Below are 19,797 nucleotides of genomic sequence, written 5' to 3'. Positions count from 1 at the left end.
GACGCTAATCAGGACAGACAAGATGAGTACATTACCAAAGGTCGCGGTGCTGGGACTCGGCGCCATGGGACATGCTTTTGCCAGCAATCTGCTGAAGAAAGGCTTTACCGTCGCTGGCTGGAACCGTTCGCCAGCACGCGGCGAAGATTTACAGGCGCAGGGATTGATCATGCATACCACGCCGCAGCAGGCGGTCGCCGATGCCGAGGTGATCATCAGTATGCTCGCCGATGGGCAGGCCACCCTTGAGGTACTGGCGAAAATAGCGCCTGCCTGTCAGCCGCAGGCGATCTATTGCCAGATGGGCACCATCGGCCTGCCGGAGACGCAGGAGGCTATCGCCTTGCTGCGGGCGCTTCAGCCGGCGATGACCTTCGTCGATGCCCCGGTTTCAGGGACCAAAGCCCCGGCGGAGAAGGCGCAGATCCTGGTGCTCGCCAGCGGAGATCGTGAAAAGTGTGCTGCTGCCGAACAGGTGTTTGCGGCTATCTCCCGCGGGACGCAGTGGTTTGGCGAGGCGGGCAACAGCCAGAAAATGAAGCTGGTCCTCAATGCCTGGCTGATTTCGATGATGCAGGGCATCGCGGAAAGCGCACAGCTGGCGAAGACGCTGGGCTTTACCCCCGACCAGCTGTGGAGCGCCCTGGAAGGCGGCCCGCTGGCCGCGCCGTATGTCAACGTGAAACTGGATGCCATCGCCAGCGAGCAATTCGCGCCGCAGATGCAACTGGCGCATGCGCTGAAAGATGCCCGGCTGGCGCTATCCCTGGCCGAGCCGCACACCATGCCGGGGCTGGATAACATTGCCGAACTGTGGCAGCAGGCGGCGGACGCGGGATATGCCGGACAGGATTTGTCAGCGGTGTATCAGTGGCTGTCGACGTCGTCAAAAGCGTAGTTTTTACGCACTCGTGTTGGCAAAAAAGTGGCCATTACGGCCACTTATCCTGAGGTGCTACTTCCCGGAGACATCCGTGCGAGTGTCGATCCCTTCGTCAATTCGTTTAATCATATAGGGAAAGAACGGATTGGAAGACTGACGCATCAGCGAGTCCAGACCCACAACCAGCACCGAACGCTCGCCGCGAGCTGCAAACGTGCCGAGGCTGATCCCATATTGATTCAGCGGATGGGGATAGCGCCCGTACAGCGAATCGCTTAACGGGAAGGGGAGCGCGACATGAGAAAGGGAGTATACGTCCGGCAAATAGCGCATTCCCTGCAGTTTTTCCACTGCGGTGTCTGTTTTCCCGGCAGGTGTTGTGCGGATTTCCATATCGGTACTGGCTGAATTCGCGTTAGTGATGATCGTGGTCTGATAAGCGCGGGGCGGCGCGGGCAGCAACCGTGCCAGCGCGGTGTAAGACGTCCGGCGTAATAATGAATTAAACCTGACGGCATGATTCAAATCGAAGAGGACAATTTCACTGCCATTTTCCGGCAAACGGTTATACAGCGCCGTCACGATCGCCCGCGTACTGACCGTTGAATCCACAACGGACTGAAAGGTCAATACCGGCGGTAAGCTGTTAAGTCTGTGATTTCTCGAGTCAGTCACTATCTGCTTTTGCAGCGCTTTGGTCAGCAGGAAGGACTGCCGGGCGGCGTTCGTCGGGAAGGAGTTATATTTGAACGGATTAAACTCGGGCATGATGTTTAACCATGCGGCTTTCGAGAAGGCGGGAAGAAACGCGGGCCAGCCAGCGAGGCCGGAAAAACGCGCGAAGCGGGTAATACCGATCATCGGAGAAATCAGGATCACCCGCTGGGGTTTTGCCAGTTCGGCATTATCCAGCGCGTCCAGCGAATATTTCATTGCCAGCGCGCCGCCGTTGGAAAATCCGACGATATGCAGGGGCGCATCATTACCTGTCAGTCGTTTCGCTTCTCTCACCGCAAGGCGCGTGGCGGCAAGCCAGTCCTGCCAGTCCACATCGGTCAGCCCGGCGGGAACCGTCCCATGGCCTGGTAATCTGATACCGATGGCGACATAACCCTGTTGCCGGTAATTTTCAGCGATATGCCGCAGGCTGTAGGGCGTATCTGTCAGACCATGCAGCAACACCACGGCGCCTTTCGGTTTGCCATCCGGCATCATGATATATGACCGATTCCAGTTGGTTGGAAACGAGTCCGGATAGATGGGGCTGTGACGATAGTAACGGTTCAGTTCGGTTTGCTGCTCAGCGTCCAGCTTATCGGTAACCTGGCGTTTTACCTCACTGAAGAGCGCATTCTCTTTTTTGATGTAATCGTTCCAGTCAGCATTGTCGATTTCATCCGCGTCCATCTCATGCGGAACCCAGGTATGCCAGAGCTGCAGCTCGGGTCCGCGCTGAATGTCATAAAGGCGTAGTCCCAGAGCGCCAACGATCAACAGCAGCAGGGATAACCCGATACGTTTTAACCACGTTACCCATTTCAACGCGTTGCTTCCTTTCTTAATGACATGTTTTCTGAGTATAAATAAACATGGTCAGGGAGATTTACTTTTTTACGCAGGACCGGTCGTGAAGCGCGCTGAGCGGTCCTATGGCATTGAGTTTAGCGACGCAAGACCAGTGGACGGATCAATGGCCAAAAACGCTTACTGGCTGACGGCTTCAGCGGGACAGCGTCGAACATTCGCTATTTATATCATCTCTGAATAAACAAAAATGCCAGCGCCGTCCGTCACTGCGCAACTCGGTGATGCTGAGCGGGTGGATGTCGATACGTGCAAATGAGTGAAGTGGGGCGCCGAGAACGTCGAGGATCATGGCACGGATAGTGGAGGCAGACGCAATTACACCGTGTCGGCCTGGAATATCGACGTGTTTTGCCAGCCAACCGCCACAGCGCGCCAGCAACTGAGCACGTGACTCTCCGCCCGGCGGCGGATCGCCCTCCAGCCAGGCCAGGAAAGCGTCGGCGTCTTGCGTCATCACCTCACGTACTGGCCGACCGGCCCAGATGCCGTAGTCGGGCTCCGCCAGCTCCCTCACCGGGGTACCCTGTAAAGAGAGCGCTGCGGCAGTTTGTCGGGCGGCGGTCTCCGGGGAGATCCAGACGCGGTGACAACGGGCGACACGGCGTTGTAACTGACGCGCCCGCTGCCATTCCCGCGCCTCCAGAGGGTCATCACAGGGGAAATGTGAACCTCTGGACGCAGCCGTTTCTCCCTGACAAATCAACGTTAGCGACGCTCTCATGATGTGTTAACCGCGACGGAAGGCTGGGCGCTGCACACCTGTCGCCGGCGTGCGTTCGGCTAAGGCACCGAACGCCACACCGATGACGCCCCAGAGCACCAGGTGCGTGCCGAAGGAGCTGATACGGAAACGCCATAGCAGGTCCGCCGGGAAGTGTTCGGGCACTTCGTTCACGGTCGGCATCAGGGCACAAACCACGAGCATCAGCGCCACCGCGAACAGCGTTGCCCACATCATCGCATCTCCTCTGCCGAGGCGCGGTTTTAGCTGATGTGATAACCACGCGGCCGCGATGACGATGCCGATGGAAAGCAACATCATGACGAAGTACAGTTCGGTACGATAGCCGATGGTATCCGGGTTACCGACCGCGGGCGGATTGGGTGGGTATTTCAGACCAGGCATCAGGCTCATCACCAGAAAGCCGACCAGCGCCAGGCCTAACGCTAACAGACGCGGGTTCGATGGTCCGAAGCGCTGATAGCTAGAGGCCCAACTCAGCGCCAGACCGCCGCCCAGCGCTGCGCCGAACAGCACCATGCCGGCCATTAGCCCAATCCCGGACTGGGTTTGACGGCTAAACACCTCTTCTTCACCGCCGTCAGCCGACGCGCTGTGTTGGTGTGAATGCGCGGCCAGACTTTCTTCAATCCCGATAGCGCGATCGACCTGCGGCTCGCCGAAATGGTGTGCAAAGGCAAATGCCACCAGTCCAGCCAGAATGCCTGCTATCATCCCCTTGAATAATAGTTTTCCAATCATGTCCGCCTCCTCAGTGGCAGGGAAAACCCAGCAGATGGCGTGCGTCGTGGAAGAATTCATGCACCTGGGTGCCGGAAAACATCGACGTCGCACCTTGTTCCGCACCGACGAAATAGATCGCTAACAGCGCCAGCAGGGTGGTAAACAGTGCCCAGGGCAACAGCGCCGCGACCGGTATCGGAGTGGCCGGGGTGTTGGCGGTAAGGGTGATATCGCTCATGATGTGACTCCGTTGTTAATTTGGCTGATGGAAGATTGTGCCGGGCTCACCGTGACCGGAACGCCGAGTGGAAGCGAGTGGTGGTGATGCGCTGGCGGACAGCTGGCATTGGCCAGGACGATCGGCTGACCATGCGGCGTGTTGATATACGCCAGCCGCCATTCCTGAGTCCGTCGGGCAATGTCATCCGGCGCGGTCAGGTGGAGGGTGGTGATCATGTTCTCCATTGCTGTCGCCCACTGGCGATAGTAGGCATCGTTCACGCTTTCGCCGGGTTGCGCCGGAGCCGCCTTGATCGCTTCGCTGAATGTCCGTACCCATTCTGCCCACGGGAACAGCCCCGCCCGGTGCAGATGGACGATCAGGGAGAATGCTTTCGCCTGCCAGGGCTTATCAAAAACCGGCCCCTCCTCGTCGCGGGGTAACCCGACGGCGGCGTAATCATGCTGTGTCGCAGTGCTCATGCTTCCTCCAGATAGTCGTCCCACAGATCGATGTACACGTTGTCCGGGCGCGGCGTGCCCCACAGTTCCAGTGCGGTGAAGCTGACGCTGTAGACGTGCTGAGGATGTTCGCCCAGACCGTGCGCCGCAGTGTCCGGCGTGATGAACACGCCGTGATCGGTCTCAATACGGCCGATTTTCCCGCGCACGTAACGCGGCAGGCGGGTGTGGGTGGTTGGGTTGAAGTTTTTTGCCCGAACCCGGTCTCCGGCCTTAAAGCGGGGAGCAACATCGTGACTGACGCGCGCGGAGGCACCGGTACTGACAACCATCGCGACGATGTCCTGCGTCAGCACCGGCGTGCCTGGCGCGCAGGGGGCAGGGGTCGAGCCACCCCAGAGTTCTTCGGCGGTGATCACGCCTTTTTCCAGCAGCAGCGTTTCAAATGCGTGCAACCAGTGCTCGTAGTAGCTCGCCTCCAGGTAGTGGGCTGGATCCATGCGTTCAATGGCGTGGCGGAATTCATCCACATTGAAATGTCCGCCGACGAACAGCGAGGCGAACAGCGGAAATACCCGGCGCTCCCATTCATGGTGGAAATACGGCTCATTTTCCTCGTTGAGGATCGGGCCGAGGCCGTGCATACCGCCCAGATCATGTATCCCGTTCATGGTTTTCTCCTCTTATTATGGCGCGGCGACCAGGCCGGTGCCGATCATGGAATCGCGGGTGACCAGTTCGATCAGCTGCGCTTCGCTCCAGCCGTCGGTACCCGCCGGACGTTCTGGCAGGACCAGATAGCGCAGTTCCGCGCTGCTGTCCCAGACGCGCACCTCTTTACTTTCTGGAATGTTTACCCCGAATTCGGCCAGAACGCCGCGCGGGTCGATAACGATACGCGAGCGATAGGGGGCCGATTTGTACCACACCGGTGGCAGACCCAGCACCGGCCAGGGGTAGCAGGAACATAATGTACAGACGGTCACGTTGTGCACGTCCGGCGTGTTCTCCACTACCTGCATGTCTTCACCCTGCACGCCGGAGAAACCCAGCTCGGCGATGGCGGCTGTGGCGTCCTCCAGCAGCCGACGTTTATACTCCGGATCACTCCACGCTTTAGCGACCACCTGCGCGCCGTTACGGGGGCCGACCTTGTGCTCATAAGTGTCAATCAGTTCATCCAGTGCCGCCGGGTCAATCAGTCCTTTCTCCTGTAGCAGGGATTCCAGCGCCCGGACGCGTAGCTCGATGTCCGCCGGTGGTTCAGTATGGTCGTGGTCGTGTTGATGGCTCATTTTATGGTTCCCGATGGTTAAGGGTTAAAACATCCGCCAGTCGCCGGAAGCTTCAAATGCGGCGGCGGCCTGATAAAGGGTGCTTTCGGCGAAGTGGCGTCCTACCAACATCATTCCTACCGGTAAGCCGTCGACCAGCCCACAAGGGAGAGTCATTGCCGGATGGCCGGTAATATCCTGCGGCGCGGTATTGCCGATCATTTCAAATGCGCGGGAGATGTATTCGGTAATGGAGCAGTCAGGTTCCGGCAATGGCTGAGCGACAAGCGGTACAGTGGGCATCACCAGCAGGTCGAAGTCCGCCAGCGCCCGGTCATAGCCCGCACGCGCGCGACGCGCGATATTCTGCGCCTTGGCATAGTAGCGGCCATGGTAGCGTTCCAGCCCGTACTGGCCGACGAACATGCATATCTTCAGCGATGGGGAAAGCGCATCGGCGTCGTCACGCCACTGGGCGTGCTTGTCCAGCAGCGCCACGTCATATTGTCCTTTCCAGTTAAAGCCCATGCCGTTGCCATGCATCATCTGCGCGGTCAGCCCCTCGCAGCCGATAGGGGACCAGAGCGCACCCGCCAGGCTATGCTCCGGTACCGAAATCTCGCCGACCGTCGCGCCTAATTCCTGCAGACGGGCGACGGCAGCGCGAACTTTCTCCGCGACTCGCGCATCCAGGTTCGGCAACTGAAAACCTTCGGCCATAATGCCGATCTTTAAGCCACGGACTCCCTTACCGAGCGCCTCGGTATAGGCTTCCACTTTGGGAGCATACTGACGTGGGTCCAATCCGTCCGCGCCGGCAATGACCTCAAGGACTAAGGCATTGTCTTTTACGCTGCGGGTCATCGGCCCGGTATGGTCGAAAGTGGCTTCGATCGGCATGATGCCGGTATAAGGCACCAGACCGTGGGTCGGTTTCAGGCCATAGAGGCCACACCATGCGGCGGGAATACGCGCCGAGCCCCCTTGATCGCCGCCCATGGCCAAATCGACTTCCCCGGAAGCGACCAAAGCGGCGCTGCCAGAAGATGAGCCACCGGCCGAGTAGCCGCGGCGCAACGGGTTATGCACGGGCGCCGGATCGGAGGTATGGCTGCCTCCCGACAAGCAGAAGTGCTCGCAGGTCGCCTTGCCGAGAATAGTCGCGCCAGCATCCAGCAGTCGGGTGGCAACGGTGGCGTCGTAGAGGGGGACGAAGCCTTCCAGCGTCGAGGCGCCGTTCATCATCGGTACGCCAGCCAGCGCGATGTTATCCTTGAGCACCACGGTGCGGCCGGCCAGTTTACCTGTTGCTGCACCTGTTACCTCGGTCTTGTAATACCAGGCGTTAAGCGGGTTTTCGTCGCCTTCAGGACGATAGCCGGCGGCGCGTGGGTAGTGCACCGCGGGGATCTCATCGGGCAGGGCGTCGATGAGATCATAGGCGTCGAAATTGGCCTGCATCAGCGCCAGATATTCTTCGGCTTGCGCAGGCGTCAATCGTATGTTTAGCCGACTGGCGAGCGCTTGCAGTTGTTCAATGGTAGGACGTTCAATAGCCATGGAGTTCCCTTTGTATGGTGTTTGCCAATGCAACCTGCCTTCAACATAAGCCCGAAATGTCATCACTACATGGTTGTGCAGGTCAGTCATTTGGCTGAGACGGACACCCGCCTGTTGCGCGGATGTCCGTCCTCGGTTAAGACGGTTTATCTGTTTTCGGCCAGTGAATGCCGACGCTTTTCATCCCTTTGGTGACGTCCATGTCAGGGTGCGCGAGTACCACATCCCGGTATGATGGGCTGCCGATGACGGCGGGTTTGAACTGGGTCAGGAATGCGGTGACCTCTTCACGGATATCCTGCGGAACGTTGAAGTTCTCGTAGCATTCATCAATAGCCTCGAATACGGCTTTCCAGTGCACTTCGGTCAGCCCCATTCCGCGGTGCGCGGTCACCATATCTCGTCCCCGGTAGACCGTGTTGCCGCCCCAGTGCTTGCACAGAAAATCGACAAAGTTGATATGCTCTTTCTGGAACGACGATTCGGATACGTGCGCCCAGATATGGCCGATATCGGGATGCTTCATACAGGTCTTCAACACTTCCCCTGCGAAAGCGTAAACGGCGTCATAACCGCCGAGACGTTCATAGAGTGTGGGTTTTTGCTGCTGATCGGTCATGATGGATTTCTCCGTTGCGGGTGAGTAGTGAGTCTGGGGATGTCTCTGTGCCGATTCGCATCAGAACAGTTTCATCACGCGCAGGGTGGTATGCAGATCTTCCTTAAAACCGCCATCGACGTTGAGGTCGCGCTGGAGCAGACCCTGTACCTGCACCGTGGGGGTGACGAATTTCGATAATTCCAGCCGTACCTGATCGACGCGCGTCGCCTGTCCGTTCTCGATACCGTCAAGCTGCTGTTTGCCGCCCCAGTATTGGGAATAACCGGCGGCCAGGGTCCAGCTCTTATCGGCGGGCGGCGCCCAGGTCACCCAGCCCTGAAACTGATAGGTGTTGTCCTGCTTGAGTCGACCGGTGCCGATGCCCGAGGCGTCGTCGTTGACGCCATACCACATCACGTCCGTGGACAGTTGGGTGGCGAAACCGTTACCCAGCTGCTGCACGCCGCCGAGCTGAAGGTCGAACTTCCAGCGATTTTCGCCGACGTTAAGCGTGCGTCCGGCGTCGTAGGAGCCCGCGGGGAGGTACAGGTAAGGCACAATGGCGAAGGTTGTGCTGGGGTTGTTGACCAGCCAGACCGGCGCGGCAAGGATGGGATCGCCCAGGCCGCTGGCTGAATCAAGTCGAACGCCGTTTAGTGAGCCATTGTAGAGGCGTCCGTATGGCAGCAGCACTTGCGGCGCAACCGTAAAGCCACCGACGTCCATGTAATGAACGTAACGAAAGATGCTGACGAAGGAGTCGAGCCCGGTTTCTTGCTTAAGTTCGCCGCCCCCGGTCGGGGTGAAGCTATCTCTCGTCGCGTAGGTGAAATATCCCAGAATGGCATCGGTGCCGGCGGGGGCTGGAATGAGGTCCTGCGAATTGAGATCGACCGCGTGGGCCGGGCCGGTTGCCAGCCACAGTGTGCAGGCGGCCAGGCTGATGCGAAACGTAGCGTTACTGAAAGTCATGACGTTCCCCCTCTTGTCTGATGTCGTGTTATGTCCGGAGCACGGTGTGGCCGGAAGACCTTACGCTTACTGATACTAGGGAGAAATTTGCGGCGTACTTGCTTCAGCAGGACAGTCGTTTGGCTGGAAGGGACATTCGGTTGCGGGCCTGCCCCTCGTCGTGTGATGGTCCGCCATAGTGCAGACGCCGCACGTTTAGGGTGCGGTTCCACGTTTTGTCGTCCCGCTATTCGACGCCCTATATGCCAGCAGAAAAGGGGGGCGCGGATTTTCAGTGATATTTCCCGGTAACTTAGCGCCGATCGGCGTAACAGAAAGAGGGTGTATTAGCTCGTTGGCATGATAGTTGCTGTCTGCGGAAACGTTTCTGTCGTTTTGGCGGAATACCCGGCGCGAGGTGAATGATAATGAATAGCATGCAGTCTGCGGGCAGTCTCCACTATTCAACCGTTGGCGTTAGCGAGTCGCGCCGCTTCGAGTACTGGAACGACGTAGTGTTACGTCACTGTATTCCAGCAGCCAGCGCCCCTCTGGCTGGGGTCGACTTTGATGCACGGCTGACGGTACGTGGAGTGGGTCTGGTGGATATGTGTTCACTGTCCGCGCCGCTACACAGCTGGGATCGCACGGCCCGTTATTTGCGCCAGGGCCCCGACGACGATCTGTGGTTGGGGTATATGCAGGATGGATACGGTCAGCTTGAACAGGGGGGACGCAAGGCGACGCTGGCAGCGGACAGTCTGGTGCTCTACGATGCCGCCCAGACATTCCGCTTCAGTCTTGGCGGGCGCGATAATCATCTGGTGCGGATCCCCCGCCATTTGCTGAGCTGTCATTTACCTGGGGTCGAACACCTCACCGCGATGGTGCTCGACGACCGCCGCCCGGGCGTGATCCCATTGCGCGAAATGCTGCGTCAGGCGGCAGCGATGCCCGCCTGTCTGGACACAGCGGATATCTCCGGCCGCTTCTCCCAGACGTTGCTGGATCTGCTGGTGCTGAGCCTGGAGTTACAGGACCTGAACAACGTTGGTGTTGAGCGCGATCTGTATTCCCGGATGATGAACTACATCCGGCGGCAACTTGTCGATCCCGATTTGAACATCGAAAGCCTGGCACGGGCGCACCACGTTTCCGTTCGTACCGTCACGCGTGCTTTCGCCCGCCATAAAAAAACGCCGATGGCAGTGATTTGGCAGGAGAGGCTGCAGGCTAGCCGAGAGGCTATCGAACGTGGACGAGTCAGTAGCGTGTCCCAGGCGGCGCTGGATTTCGGCTTCTCCGATTTCTCTCATTTCAGCCATGCCTTCCGCAAAGCCTTCGGCATTTCTCCTCGCTCTCTGCTGCCGAAGAAGCAGTGAACTCGCCTGAGGACGTCATTCTCAGGTGTAACAACAGGCTAAACGATGCCGGTAAAACGGTCAGTGTAACCAGCGTGGCAACCAGTAGTCCCCCGATAATCGCATAGGCCATCGGTCCCCAGAATACCTGATGAGAGATGGGGATCATTCCCAGAATGGCGGCACAGGCCGTCAGGCAGATGGGGCGCGCACGATGCTCTGCTGCCGCAATAATGGCGGCATCGCTAGCCATTCCCTGAGCAAGATTGCTGTCAACCTCGCTAATCAGTATGACGGCGTTACGAATGATCATGCCAGCGAGCGCAATCACGCCAAGCAGAGCGACAAATCCCATTGGCGTTCCGCCAGGTAACATAGCCAGCACGATACCCGGTAAACCAAACGGGGCCATCAGTATAGCCAACGCCATACGGGAATAGTTGCGCAACTGGAGCATCAACAGCAAGAGCATGATGACCAGTGTCACCGGCAGAACCGCATAGACCGAACTATTACCTTTTTCAGATTCAGCAACCGCGCCCCCTTCTTCAATGCTGTAGCCTTCAGGCAGTTCCGCGCGCAACCTGTCTACCGCTGGTCGCAACGCTGCGGATACTGCTTCGGCGCGAAGTCCCGGGGCGAGGTCAGTTTGCACGGTGATGAAAGGCAAACGCTGTCGACGCCAGATAACCGGATCATCCACGCCCCAGACTGGCGTGGCAAAGGCGCTGAGGGGAATTTGTTTCCCGTCATTCCCCTGAACAGTCAGCGAAGAGAAGGTGGCGAGGTTAAGACGCTCATTGTCCCTGGCCCGGAGCACCACATCGACAAGACGGTCATTATCGCGAACCGACGTGACTATACTGCCGGACCAGACGGTATTGAGCATCCGGGCCAGACTTTCTGACGACACGCCCGCAGCCCGGGCTGCGGTCTGATTGACCTTGAGGGTAATGACTCTCTCCGGTTCGCCTGCCGTCTGATTAACCTCGCGGGAGGAGGGAGACCGGCCAATGACATCGCTCAGGCGGTTCGCGATCGACCTGACCTTCAGATAATCTGGCCCACTCACCCGGTATTTGACTGGCCAGCCGACGGGGGGCCCAAGTTCCAGGGGCGATACGCGCGTGATGATGTCGCTAAAGCGCGTAGCCAGTATCCTGTTTAACTGTCGATGAAGACGATCCCGCGCTTTAAGATCTTTAGCTACCACCACCATCTGGGCGATATTTTCATTTGCCAGAAGCACATCCATAGGCAGGTAAAAACGGATCGCTCCCGACCCAACGTATGTCGAAAAGCGATCAACGTTGCGGTTGCCTGCCAGGGCCTTCTCCAGCTTTTCAGCCGTATTTTGCGTTTCCGACTGCGAGGCATTTGCCGGTAGCGTCAGGCTTACCAGCAATTCTGGCCTGTCGGAGGCGGGGAAAAACTCCCCCTGCATAAAGGTTGTTCCGTAAACGGACAGACCAAGCGCAATGAGAGCAATACACACGGTGGCGAAGCGGTGACGCAACGCCTTGCGCAATAGCCACTGGTATCCGCGGGCCATCCGTCCAGGACCTTTCGCCTTCTGTCTGATGTTGTCAGATAACAGCCACGTCCCGGTTAATGGTGAAAACAGGATCGCGACAACCCATGAGCACAGCAGGGCGATGAGCACTACGGCAAACAGGGAAAAGCAATATTCACCGGCGCTGGACGCAGCAAATCCCACGGGAATAAACCCGGCAATCATCACAAGGGTGCCCGTCAGCATCGGAAATGCGGTCGTTTTAAAAGCCCGGGTCGCCGCCTGCCGGCGGGAATCCCCGGCTTCCAGACCAGAGACCATGGTTTCCACAGTGATCATGGCGTCATCGACCAGCAGGCCCAGCGCGATAATCAATGCGCCGAGAGAAATACGCTGCAGACCTATTCCTGCCAGCATCATTCCCGTAAAGGTCATGGCCAGCACCAGTGGGATGGCCGCAGCCACTACCAGTCCGGCTCGTAAACCCAGCGAGACAAACGAAACGGCCAGGACGATCGCCACGGCTTCGATAAGCACCCGGATAAACCCGCTTACGGCGTCGCTGACCACCGCTGATTGATCGGCAACCTTGACCATCTCAATACCGTGCGGCAGCGTGACGCTGATGGCATGCATTTTTGCATTCAGCGCGGCGCCGAAACGCAGCATATTACCGGTCGGCGCCATCGAAATAGCCAGCCCGATGGCGGGTTTGCCGTTGACCCGGTAAACCGGCTGGGGAGGCTCGGCGTTTTCCCGACTAACGGTGGCAATATCCGTCAGAGGAAGGTAACGATCGTTAATATGCAACGTGACGGCACGTAAGCTCGCTTCAGAAGTCAGTTCCCCGCTGACCTTTATCGCCATATTTTCCTGTCCGGTGCGGATCATACCTGCCGGGACAACCGCATTTTGTGCCCTGAGGGCATCCGCTACCTGCTGGATGTTCAACCCCATACCTGCCAGACGCGCTGGAGAAAAAGAGAGAACTATCTGTTCCTGCTGCTCACCCAGCAGGCTGGTTTTTCCGATATCCGGTAACGACATGAGCTCCCGGCGGATTGTATCAACACGGTCCCGTACCTCCCGCAGGGTATAGCCCTCAGGTATAAAGCCATAAATCGTACCGAACGTATCATCAAATTCGTCGTCGACGGCGGGGCCCTGAACGCCTTCTGGCAAAGAGGGGGCAATATCCTGCATTTTCTTACGTACCTGATACCAGATATCCGGCACCTTTTGCGGCGGGGTATCGTCACGGAGATTGACATGAATAACGGAGCTCCCGGCACGGGTTTCACTTTCGAGATAATCAAGCCAGGGGGTTTCCTGCAGCTTTTTTTCCAGCGTATCGGTCAGCAGTCGGGTGGTATCCGTTACGGATGCCCCGGGCCATTGCGCAGAAACAACGGCCGTTTTAATCGTAAACGCCGGATCTTCGTTACGTGACAGGTTCTCATAACAGAACGCGCCCATAGCAATGATCAGCAGCATGAAGAAACTGACCATCTGCTGATGATTTAGCGCCCAGGAGGACAGGTTAAATTTCTCATTCAATACGGGTTTCATGATTCGCACTCCCCGGCAATCACCGGCTCGCCGGAGCGTAATTTACTCACGCCGGCGGTAATCACCCGGTCGCCTGGTTCAAGGCCGCCGGAGATAATGACCGAGGTGGCGGTATAGTATGCTGGCACCACCACGCGAAGCTGCGCCTGCGATTGTGGGTTAATCACATAAACCGCCGGTTTGTCGTCGACGCGGCTCAGCGCTGAAGCGGGAAGGGCGTATCCATGCGGACCCGTTGCGGGTAACGTGACGGTGACGCTGGCGCCCAGCGCCATTGCCAGCGGTGGGTTTTGCAGGGTAGCCCTGACGCGCCATGTGCGGGTCTGAGGATCGGCCTGCGGGCTAATATCTCTTACCGCGGCGGACGCTTGCACCGACGGGTCGCTGAGGAGGGAAACTCGCAAGCCAGCCTGTTCCTGTGGCGGGATCGCCTCGGGTTTAGCGATATCAAACACCACATCGCGGGCTTCACCGGTCGCCAGCGTCAACACCGACTGACCACCATTGACCATCTGACCCGCAGAGGCGCTTACTTCGGTGATAACGCCGCTTCGCGGCGCAATCAGACGCGTCCAGCCAAGGCTTTCCCGGGCATTACGCAACGCGGACTCGCTGTTTTTTAAACGCGCGCGGGCGACAAGCCAGTCTGCGCGGGCGGTATCGAGCTGCGTGCGGGCAATCGCGCCTGTTGGCATGAGCTTTTGCATTCGGTTGACGTTAAGTGCAGCAACCTGAGCAGAGGCTTTGGCTCCTTCATAATCAGCCTGTGCGCCATCGAGCTGATTCTGACTGGTTGTATTTTCAAGCGTGGCCAGCAGTTGCCCTGCATTGACCCGATCGCCAATATCGACGCTACGCGTCACTATCCGGCCGCCGGTACGAAAGCTCAGAATCGTTTCATCGTGCGCATGGATCTCTCCGGTTCTTTCCAGCGCGGGAAGGGTTTGCGCTGAGCCAACAACAACGTAGCGCACCGTTCGCACAGGATCAGTCTTATTACCCTGGTTGTCCCCGCATCCGGGCAGCAGAAAAATCACTACCGAAAGAATGGTCAGGGGAAGAAAGTGCAGCCAGGAAAGGGTGCGCGCCACGTCGTACAAATGGTGCAGACTGTGGCGGAGGGAGAGTAAAAATTCATCTGACATAACGCCGCTCCATAAAGGTGATGGCGTTATTAAATGCGCGCTTAGTCGAGAAAGATTCGACGTTTCGTCAAGGTATTATCAAGAGCGGCTATTTTCCATCTCAGACGACGTCCAGGGTAACAAAAGGCTGACTGCGAGTCCGCCGGTTTCAGGTAACGACGCGCTGATACTGCCGCCATGGGCCTGACAAATCGCGCGAGCAATCGACAAACCGAGACCGCTGCCGCCGGAGTGGCGGGCACGCGACTGCTCCTCCCGGCTAAAACGGTTGAACATTTCCGGTAGGAACTGGGAGGATACCCCCGGGCCGTCATCGCGAAATTCGAGGCAATATTTCCCGCTGGCGTAGTGCAGCGTGACATCAAGATGACCGCCATGACGCCCGTAACGGAGGGCATTTTCCATAAGGATGGTGAAAACCTGGCCCATACGGAACGTATCGCCTTTGAAGGGACACGCCTGAGAATGATGAAGCCTGATTGTAAAACGATGTGCACCAGCCTGGGGCATGATCCATGTCGCCCGTTCCTTAAGCAGCTCATCCAGACGAAAGGGTTCGTTTTCCAGCACCAAATTCCCGGCATCAGACAGCGAGAGCAGATGAAGTTCATCGGTCAGGCGATTCAGGTGCTGAAGCTGTTTCATTACCATGGCCAGTTGTTCCGGGCTGGCATCAAACACACCATCCAGCATGCCCTGCAAACGTCCGATAGCGGCAGTCAGGGGGGAGCGAAGTTCATGCGCCATGGCCACATGAGAGGTACGTAACTCTTTTTCATAGCGGGCCAGTTTCCCCGTCATGGCATTAAAGTCACTGGCAAAGCTGACCATTTCAGCCGGCGCATTCCTGATGAGCTCAGCCTGGCGGCCAAATTGCCCTTTGGCGACGTCCTTTGCCGCATCACGCAGTCGGCTGAACTGCAGCGCCAGTGGCCTGGCATATCGCAATCCCATCACCACAATAAAAGGGATCATGACCAGGACCAGTAACGCCACGGTGACCCAGTCCGCCGAGGCGATGGATGGGGTTGAATAACTCAACCCCCACCAGGTATCGACGATTTGATGGAAGCGCGCCGGGTTCGCCTGCGGGTTCTGGCTGAGCGCAAGAAACTCTTGTCGGACCGATGCCGGCATTCTGCCTATGTTCCAGTAATTCTGCACCGCATAACGTAGCCACATACAGGTCGCAATGACAATTACGCTTCCGATGGCCAGCGCTAATATACGTGCGCAAATCCAGCGCCACAGGGAGGAGTAGCGGGTTTTTGTCATGGTTGTCTGAACCTGTAGCCTACGCCGCGAACGTTAACCAGCACGCCGGAAATACCCGCCGCCTCGAGTTTTTTACGCAGGTTATAAACATGGGTATCCACCACGCGCTCCAGGGCTTCACTTTCCGGCAAACAGTGCTCCAGTAAATGCTGGCGGGAAAAAGGACGTGAAGGAGAGCGCATAAGCGTGGTCAGTAGTGAAAATTCGGTTGGGGTCAGATCCAACGTCCGCGGTGTGGTGTCCCCGTCGATAATGCTCGCCACGATGGCCGTAACATCCACTTCAAGCGATTGCCAGCGAAGGATCTCTTCCTTTGTTTCTGTTTTATTGCTGCGGCGCAGTACCGCCTGCACCCGAGCCACAACTTCTCCCGGATGGTAAGGCTTAACAACATAATCATCAGCGCCATAGCGCAAGGCGCCAATACGATCGGGTGTATCTCCCATGGCGGTGACCATGATCACCGGAACATCATTTTTACGGCGCAGGCCAGCCAGGACTTCGGTGCCGTTAAGCCCCGGAAGCATCACATCCAGCAGGATCAGATCGGGTTTCCACCGGTGCGCCATATCCAGCCCGGAAAGACCATCTCCGGTAATGGCGACATCGTAATTTTCACGGCGTAAGTAGGCTTCGAGCACGCCAGCCGCATCGGCGTCATCTTCAATAATCAGCACTCTTCTGGACAACATCCATTCACCTTGACCGTTTCTTAACACTATCCCGACGATTCATTGATTTTGCCAAATCATACTGCGCCAACATTTTGTGGCAGCTCCTGCCTCAGGAGAAGCCGGCGTCTGTGAGGAGAACAGTATGATAGCGATAAAAAAAACCCTGTATATGACCGTACCGCTTTTGACGGCCATGACATCCGGCGTACAGGCAAATGATGACACTTCTTCCGGCGCCTTCACCATTGGGCTGGGAGGCCACTACACTCCACGATACTCAGGTTCAGACAAGCAGGTATGGCAGGTGGTTCCTGTACTTCAGGGGCGTAACGGCGCTTTCTTTATTGATACGCAGAAAGGGGTGGGATATGACCTGCAGAACGCCAGCGGTTGGTACTTTGAACATACGCTGGGATACGATCTGGGAAGGGCGGATAAAAACGCCAGCTGGCGGGCAGGGGCAAATAATCTGAAAGGGATGGGAGACATTGACGTCTCCCTGAACACGGCCCTTGCCGTCGGCTGGCAGGCTTTTTCCTGGCTAAGTGTTGAAGGCAAAGCGACGCTGCCTTTAACGGACAGCCAGGGGGTAAGCTACCAGGCATCCTTAACGTTGCTCCCTGTACAAACTGACCATGACACGGTCGCCTTTCAAATGGCGGCCCTGTTTGCCGACAACCGTTACCTGAATACCTGGTATGGTGTGGATCCGCAGCAGAGCCAGCGCTCAGGTTATAGCCGCTATTCAGCACCGGGGGGATTTTATGGCATAGACAACAGTCTGACCTGGAGTCACCAGTTTGATGCCCACTGGGGCACGCTCCTGAGCGCTGACTATACCTGGCTTGGGGAGCATGCAAATGAGAGCCCGATCGTGTTACGACGTAACGAGGTGGCACTGACAGCTGCTGTCATTTGGACATTTTAGGACGGAGAAAGCGCGGCGTGCGGTTTGCCGGGAAAGGTTAACATTCAGTGAGTCAGCATTGTTTGGCAGATACGGAACCAGAAGCGAGACATGATGTTAACCGCGCCGGAAGGCCGAGCGTGGTCCGCGTGTCCACTCTTTCCGAGCCTTCAGATTTTTACATCCATCAGAATCCAGTGCTTTCGACAGTAAAATTTATTCTTTGAGTTTGTCGTGTTGACTTATTCTGTAAAAAGATTACTTTTCATGACATGAAAAAGATACTTATTATTGTACCCGATGGCGGCATGCTGTTTGAATCCGCCGGTATTGCTGACATTCTGATGCAGGCCAACCGCCTGCACCCGGAAGGTGCCCGGGAAATCTGCTACCAGGTCAAGCTAGCGACAACTCAACCGCATCAGGTTATCCATGGTCAGTCCGGTTTAAATCTGCTGGCCGATCATCGCCTGCATGAGATTGACCCGCGTGAACCCCGCGATACCATCATGATTACCGGCAGAGGTCAAAACCCGCAGGAAGGGATGGCGGTGGTTGACTGGCTGCGCCTTGCCGCTCCCCATGCCCGCCGCATAGCCTCCATTTGCGGCGGCGCGATGCTGCTGGCGCAAACCGGACTGCTGGACGGCAGACGGGCCACTACCCACTGGAAACTGCTGGAAACCATGCAGGCGGAATTCCCGCAGGTCCGCGTCGAGGGCGGGCCGCTCTATATTCAGGACGAACATATCTGGACCTCTGGCGGGGTCAGTTCCGGCTTTGATCTTACGCTGGCGCTGGTTGAAGAAGATTACGGCTTCAGCCTGGCGCGCGATATCGCCCAGGACTTCGTCATGTATCTGCGTCGACCCGGAGGCCAGCTACAGTTTAGCCGCTATAACCTTCAGCAGACCACCTCCCAGGGCCCGATTAACGATCTGCTGGCGTGGTTGCTCGAAAACCTCACCGCCGACCTCAGCGTAGATAAGCTGGCGGAAAAAGTCGCCATGAGTCCGCGAAATTTCACCCGCGTCTTTACCCGGGAAACCGGTGCTTCCCCGGCGCGCTACGTCGCGGAAGCCCGCCTGGCCGCCGCACGGCAGCGTTTGGAGCAGACTAACGAGACGCTGGATCGTATCGCCGAGCAAACGGGATTTGGCAGCAGCATTAACCTGCGACGATTGTTTGAAAAACAGCTTAACCTCACTCCAGGTGAATATCGTCAACGATTTCACTGCCGTAAAATGGCGTAAAGTGATCCTTTTTTGTCATTTACGCCAAAACCTATCCATCCTAATCTGACTCCAGAGATAATAGATAAGGAGTTAATTATGGTAAAGGTCGGCATTAACGGTTTTGGCCGTATCGGACGCAATGTACTGCGCGCAGCACTGGATAATCCGGATATTCAAATTGTGGCGATCAACGATTTGACGGACAGCAAAACGCTGGCGCATCTGCTGAAATATGACTCGCTGCTCGGTAAGCTGGATGCAGAGGTCACCGCTGGTGAAGGGGGGCTTGTTGTTGATGGTAAACCCATTACCGTATTCAGTGAACGCAACCCGGCGAGTATTCCGTGGCGTCAGCGTGAAGTCGACATCGTTATTGAGGCTACAGGATTATTCACTGACCGTGAAAAGGCAGCTGTACATATCCACAGCGGTGGCGCGAAGCGCGTGATTATCTCTGCCCCTGGTAAAAACGATGATTTAACCATTGTGATGGGCGTTAATGAGAGCCTCTACTCCCCGGATAAACACTACGTGATAAGCAACGGAAGCTGCACCACCAATGGTCTTGCACCTGCTGCGCAGGTCCTGCACCAGCATTTCGGTATTAAACATGGTCTGATGAACACCACCCATGCCTACACCAACAGCCAGGCGCTGCACGATCAGCCGGAAAAAGATCTGCGCGGGGCTCGCGCCGCAGCATTGTCGATTGTTCCTTACTCCAGCGGCGCAGCGAAGGCTCTGGGTAAAGTTATTCCTGAGCTGGATGGCCGTTTAACGGGCTACTCGCTACGCGTCCCTGTGCCGGTGGTGTCCATTGTTGACCTGACCGTCACGCTTGAGCGAGATGTGACGGTCGAAGAGGTGAACAATGCTTTTCGTGAAGCCGCCGCAACGGGACCTCTGAAAGGGATCCTGGGTTATAGCGATGAACCACTCGTCTCCAGCGATTACCAGGGAGACCCACGCTCGTCGATTATCGACGGCCTATCAACGCTGGTGATTGGCGGTAATATGGTCAAAATTCTGGCGTGGTACGACAATGAATGGGGATTCTCTAATCGTCTCGTTGACCTGGCATTAATGATGGCAAAGCGTGAAAGCTAATCCACTGTG

General features: G+C 57.1%; 19 protein-coding genes. 5 read left to right on the top strand and 14 right to left on the bottom strand.

The window, feature by feature from the left end:
* Positions 1 to 22: 22 nt before the first annotated feature.
* The gene (locus CWM57_RS02990) at positions 23 to 898 is read left to right on the top strand and encodes an NAD(P)-dependent oxidoreductase (RefSeq protein WP_100675596.1); all 876 of its coding nucleotides are present in this window, start codon (positions 23 to 25) and stop codon (positions 896 to 898) included.
* Between the two features lie 57 nt (positions 899 to 955).
* Here the strand turns inward: CWM57_RS02990 and CWM57_RS02985 are convergent, their stop codons facing one another.
* From CWM57_RS02985 to CWM57_RS02940, 10 genes are all read right to left on the bottom strand, one after another.
* Positions 956 to 2,425: an alpha/beta hydrolase gene (locus CWM57_RS02985; RefSeq protein WP_100675595.1), complete on the bottom strand. Its 1,470-nt coding sequence runs from the start codon at positions 2,423 to 2,425 to the stop codon at positions 956 to 958.
* A gap of 178 nt (positions 2,426 to 2,603) precedes the next feature.
* Entirely contained in the window at positions 2,604 to 3,191 is a 588-nt protein-coding gene (locus CWM57_RS02980) for a histidine phosphatase family protein (RefSeq protein WP_100675594.1), read from the bottom strand.
* A gap of 6 nt (positions 3,192 to 3,197) precedes the next feature.
* Positions 3,198 to 3,953: a CbtA family protein gene (locus CWM57_RS02975; protein ID WP_100675593.1), complete on the bottom strand. Its 756-nt coding sequence runs from the start codon at positions 3,951 to 3,953 to the stop codon at positions 3,198 to 3,200.
* Positions 3,954 to 3,963: 10 nt separating this feature from the next.
* Positions 3,964 to 4,173 (bottom strand): CbtB domain-containing protein, encoded by a 210-nt coding sequence (locus CWM57_RS02970; RefSeq protein ID WP_100630416.1) that lies wholly within the window; start codon positions 4,171 to 4,173, stop codon positions 3,964 to 3,966.
* Positions 4,170 to 4,637: a nitrile hydratase accessory protein gene (locus CWM57_RS02965; RefSeq protein ID WP_100630418.1), complete on the bottom strand. Its 468-nt coding sequence runs from the start codon at positions 4,635 to 4,637 to the stop codon at positions 4,170 to 4,172. The genes CWM57_RS02970 and CWM57_RS02965 overlap by 4 nt, the downstream gene beginning before the upstream one ends.
* Complete coding sequence (gene nthB / locus CWM57_RS02960; protein WP_100675592.1) at positions 4,634 to 5,287, bottom strand: nitrile hydratase subunit beta; 654 nt, start codon at positions 5,285 to 5,287, stop codon at positions 4,634 to 4,636. The genes CWM57_RS02965 and nthB overlap by 4 nt, the downstream gene beginning before the upstream one ends.
* A gap of 15 nt (positions 5,288 to 5,302) precedes the next feature.
* Entirely contained in the window at positions 5,303 to 5,911 is a 609-nt protein-coding gene (gene nthA, locus CWM57_RS02955) for a nitrile hydratase subunit alpha (RefSeq protein WP_061154603.1), read from the bottom strand.
* 24 nt (positions 5,912 to 5,935) lie between these two features.
* Entirely contained in the window at positions 5,936 to 7,450 is a 1,515-nt protein-coding gene (locus CWM57_RS02950) for an amidase (protein WP_049139565.1), read from the bottom strand.
* A 136-nt stretch (positions 7,451 to 7,586) separates the two neighbouring features.
* Positions 7,587 to 8,069: a group I truncated hemoglobin gene (locus tag CWM57_RS02945; RefSeq protein ID WP_008804888.1), complete on the bottom strand. Its 483-nt coding sequence runs from the start codon at positions 8,067 to 8,069 to the stop codon at positions 7,587 to 7,589.
* A gap of 60 nt (positions 8,070 to 8,129) precedes the next feature.
* A complete protein-coding gene (locus CWM57_RS02940) occupies positions 8,130 to 9,023 on the bottom strand; it encodes a transporter (RefSeq protein ID WP_074385859.1) in 894 nt (297 codons plus the stop codon).
* 407 nt (positions 9,024 to 9,430) lie between these two features.
* Here CWM57_RS02940 and CWM57_RS02935 point away from each other — a divergent pair, with 407 nt between their 5' ends.
* A complete protein-coding gene (locus CWM57_RS02935) occupies positions 9,431 to 10,384 on the top strand; it encodes an AraC family transcriptional regulator (protein ID WP_074385858.1) in 954 nt (317 codons plus the stop codon).
* Here the strand turns inward: CWM57_RS02935 and CWM57_RS02930 are convergent.
* The 4 genes from CWM57_RS02930 to CWM57_RS02915 all read right to left on the bottom strand — a co-directional run bounded on the left by CWM57_RS02930 (position 10,320) and on the right by CWM57_RS02915 (position 16,557).
* Entirely contained in the window at positions 10,320 to 13,445 is a 3,126-nt protein-coding gene (locus CWM57_RS02930) for an efflux RND transporter permease subunit (protein WP_074385857.1), read from the bottom strand. The two genes, CWM57_RS02935 and CWM57_RS02930, sit on opposite strands and share 65 nt — an antisense overlap.
* Positions 13,442 to 14,590, bottom strand: coding sequence for an efflux RND transporter periplasmic adaptor subunit (locus CWM57_RS02925; protein ID WP_100675591.1), 1,149 nt, complete (start codon positions 14,588 to 14,590; stop codon positions 13,442 to 13,444). The genes CWM57_RS02930 and CWM57_RS02925 overlap by 4 nt, the downstream gene beginning before the upstream one ends.
* Positions 14,591 to 14,668: 78 nt before the next feature.
* Positions 14,669 to 15,865 carry a sensor histidine kinase gene (locus CWM57_RS02920; RefSeq protein ID WP_100675590.1) on the bottom strand — a complete coding sequence of 399 codons (1,197 nt, stop codon included), beginning with the start codon at positions 15,863 to 15,865 and terminating at the stop codon, positions 14,669 to 14,671.
* Positions 15,862 to 16,557: a response regulator gene (locus tag CWM57_RS02915; RefSeq protein ID WP_074385854.1), complete on the bottom strand. Its 696-nt coding sequence runs from the start codon at positions 16,555 to 16,557 to the stop codon at positions 15,862 to 15,864. Before CWM57_RS02915 ends, CWM57_RS02920 begins: the two co-directional genes overlap by 4 nt.
* 124 nt (positions 16,558 to 16,681) lie before the next feature.
* Between CWM57_RS02915 and CWM57_RS02910 the strand changes: the two genes are divergently transcribed.
* The 3 genes from CWM57_RS02910 to gap all read left to right on the top strand — a co-directional run bounded on the left by CWM57_RS02910 (position 16,682) and on the right by gap (position 19,788).
* Positions 16,682 to 17,467, top strand: a complete 786-nt coding sequence (locus tag CWM57_RS02910; protein WP_100675589.1) for a MipA/OmpV family protein — start codon at positions 16,682 to 16,684, stop codon at positions 17,465 to 17,467.
* A gap of 251 nt (positions 17,468 to 17,718) precedes the next feature.
* Complete coding sequence (locus tag CWM57_RS02905; RefSeq protein ID WP_012541721.1) at positions 17,719 to 18,699, top strand: GlxA family transcriptional regulator; 981 nt, start codon at positions 17,719 to 17,721, stop codon at positions 18,697 to 18,699.
* Positions 18,700 to 18,777: 78 nt separating this feature from the next.
* A complete protein-coding gene (gap, locus tag CWM57_RS02900) occupies positions 18,778 to 19,788 on the top strand; it encodes a type I glyceraldehyde-3-phosphate dehydrogenase (RefSeq protein ID WP_046881457.1) in 1,011 nt (336 codons plus the stop codon).
* The last annotated feature ends 9 nt before the right edge of the window (positions 19,789 to 19,797 follow it).

The sequence above is a fragment of the Klebsiella sp. G-Nf4 genome, from assembly GCF_002810615.1.
In the GTDB taxonomy this organism is placed as follows: domain Bacteria; phylum Pseudomonadota; class Gammaproteobacteria; order Enterobacterales; family Enterobacteriaceae; genus Klebsiella; species Klebsiella variicola.
Note: the sequence above shows the minus strand (reverse complement) of the source record. Positions and strands in the feature narration are given on the sequence as shown.

What these genes read in the sequence shown, in the direction of transcription:
- CWM57_RS02905 (WP_012541721.1), top strand. Translation starts at nt 17,719, where the DNA reads ATGAAAAAGATACTTATTATTGTACCCGATGGCGGCATGCTGTTTGAA.
- CWM57_RS02910 (WP_100675589.1), top strand. Translation starts at nt 16,682, where the DNA reads ATGATAGCGATAAAAAAAACCCTGTATATGACCGTACCGCTTTTGACG.
- gap (WP_046881457.1), top strand. Translation starts at nt 18,778, where the DNA reads ATGGTAAAGGTCGGCATTAACGGTTTTGGCCGTATCGGACGCAATGTA.
- CWM57_RS02945 (WP_008804888.1), bottom strand. Translation starts at nt 8,069, where the DNA reads ATGACCGATCAGCAGCAAAAACCCACACTCTATGAACGTCTCGGCGGT.
- CWM57_RS02950 (WP_049139565.1), bottom strand. Translation starts at nt 7,450, where the DNA reads ATGGCTATTGAACGTCCTACCATTGAACAACTGCAAGCGCTCGCCAGT.
- CWM57_RS02990 (WP_100675596.1), top strand. Translation starts at nt 23, where the DNA reads ATGAGTACATTACCAAAGGTCGCGGTGCTGGGACTCGGCGCCATGGGA.
- CWM57_RS02920 (WP_100675590.1), bottom strand. Translation starts at nt 15,865, where the DNA reads ATGACAAAAACCCGCTACTCCTCCCTGTGGCGCTGGATTTGCGCACGT.
- CWM57_RS02970 (WP_100630416.1), bottom strand. Translation starts at nt 4,173, where the DNA reads ATGAGCGATATCACCCTTACCGCCAACACCCCGGCCACTCCGATACCG.
- CWM57_RS02975 (WP_100675593.1), bottom strand. Translation starts at nt 3,953, where the DNA reads ATGATTGGAAAACTATTATTCAAGGGGATGATAGCAGGCATTCTGGCT.
- nthA (WP_061154603.1), bottom strand. Translation starts at nt 5,911, where the DNA reads ATGAGCCATCAACACGACCACGACCATACTGAACCACCGGCGGACATC.
- CWM57_RS02915 (WP_074385854.1), bottom strand. Translation starts at nt 16,557, where the DNA reads ATGTTGTCCAGAAGAGTGCTGATTATTGAAGATGACGCCGATGCGGCT.
- CWM57_RS02930 (WP_074385857.1), bottom strand. Translation starts at nt 13,445, where the DNA reads ATGAAACCCGTATTGAATGAGAAATTTAACCTGTCCTCCTGGGCGCTA.
- CWM57_RS02980 (WP_100675594.1), bottom strand. Translation starts at nt 3,191, where the DNA reads ATGAGAGCGTCGCTAACGTTGATTTGTCAGGGAGAAACGGCTGCGTCC.
- nthB (WP_100675592.1), bottom strand. Translation starts at nt 5,287, where the DNA reads ATGAACGGGATACATGATCTGGGCGGTATGCACGGCCTCGGCCCGATC.
- CWM57_RS02940 (WP_074385859.1), bottom strand. Translation starts at nt 9,023, where the DNA reads ATGACTTTCAGTAACGCTACGTTTCGCATCAGCCTGGCCGCCTGCACA.
- CWM57_RS02925 (WP_100675591.1), bottom strand. Translation starts at nt 14,590, where the DNA reads ATGTCAGATGAATTTTTACTCTCCCTCCGCCACAGTCTGCACCATTTG.
- CWM57_RS02935 (WP_074385858.1), top strand. Translation starts at nt 9,431, where the DNA reads ATGAATAGCATGCAGTCTGCGGGCAGTCTCCACTATTCAACCGTTGGC.
- CWM57_RS02965 (WP_100630418.1), bottom strand. Translation starts at nt 4,637, where the DNA reads ATGAGCACTGCGACACAGCATGATTACGCCGCCGTCGGGTTACCCCGC.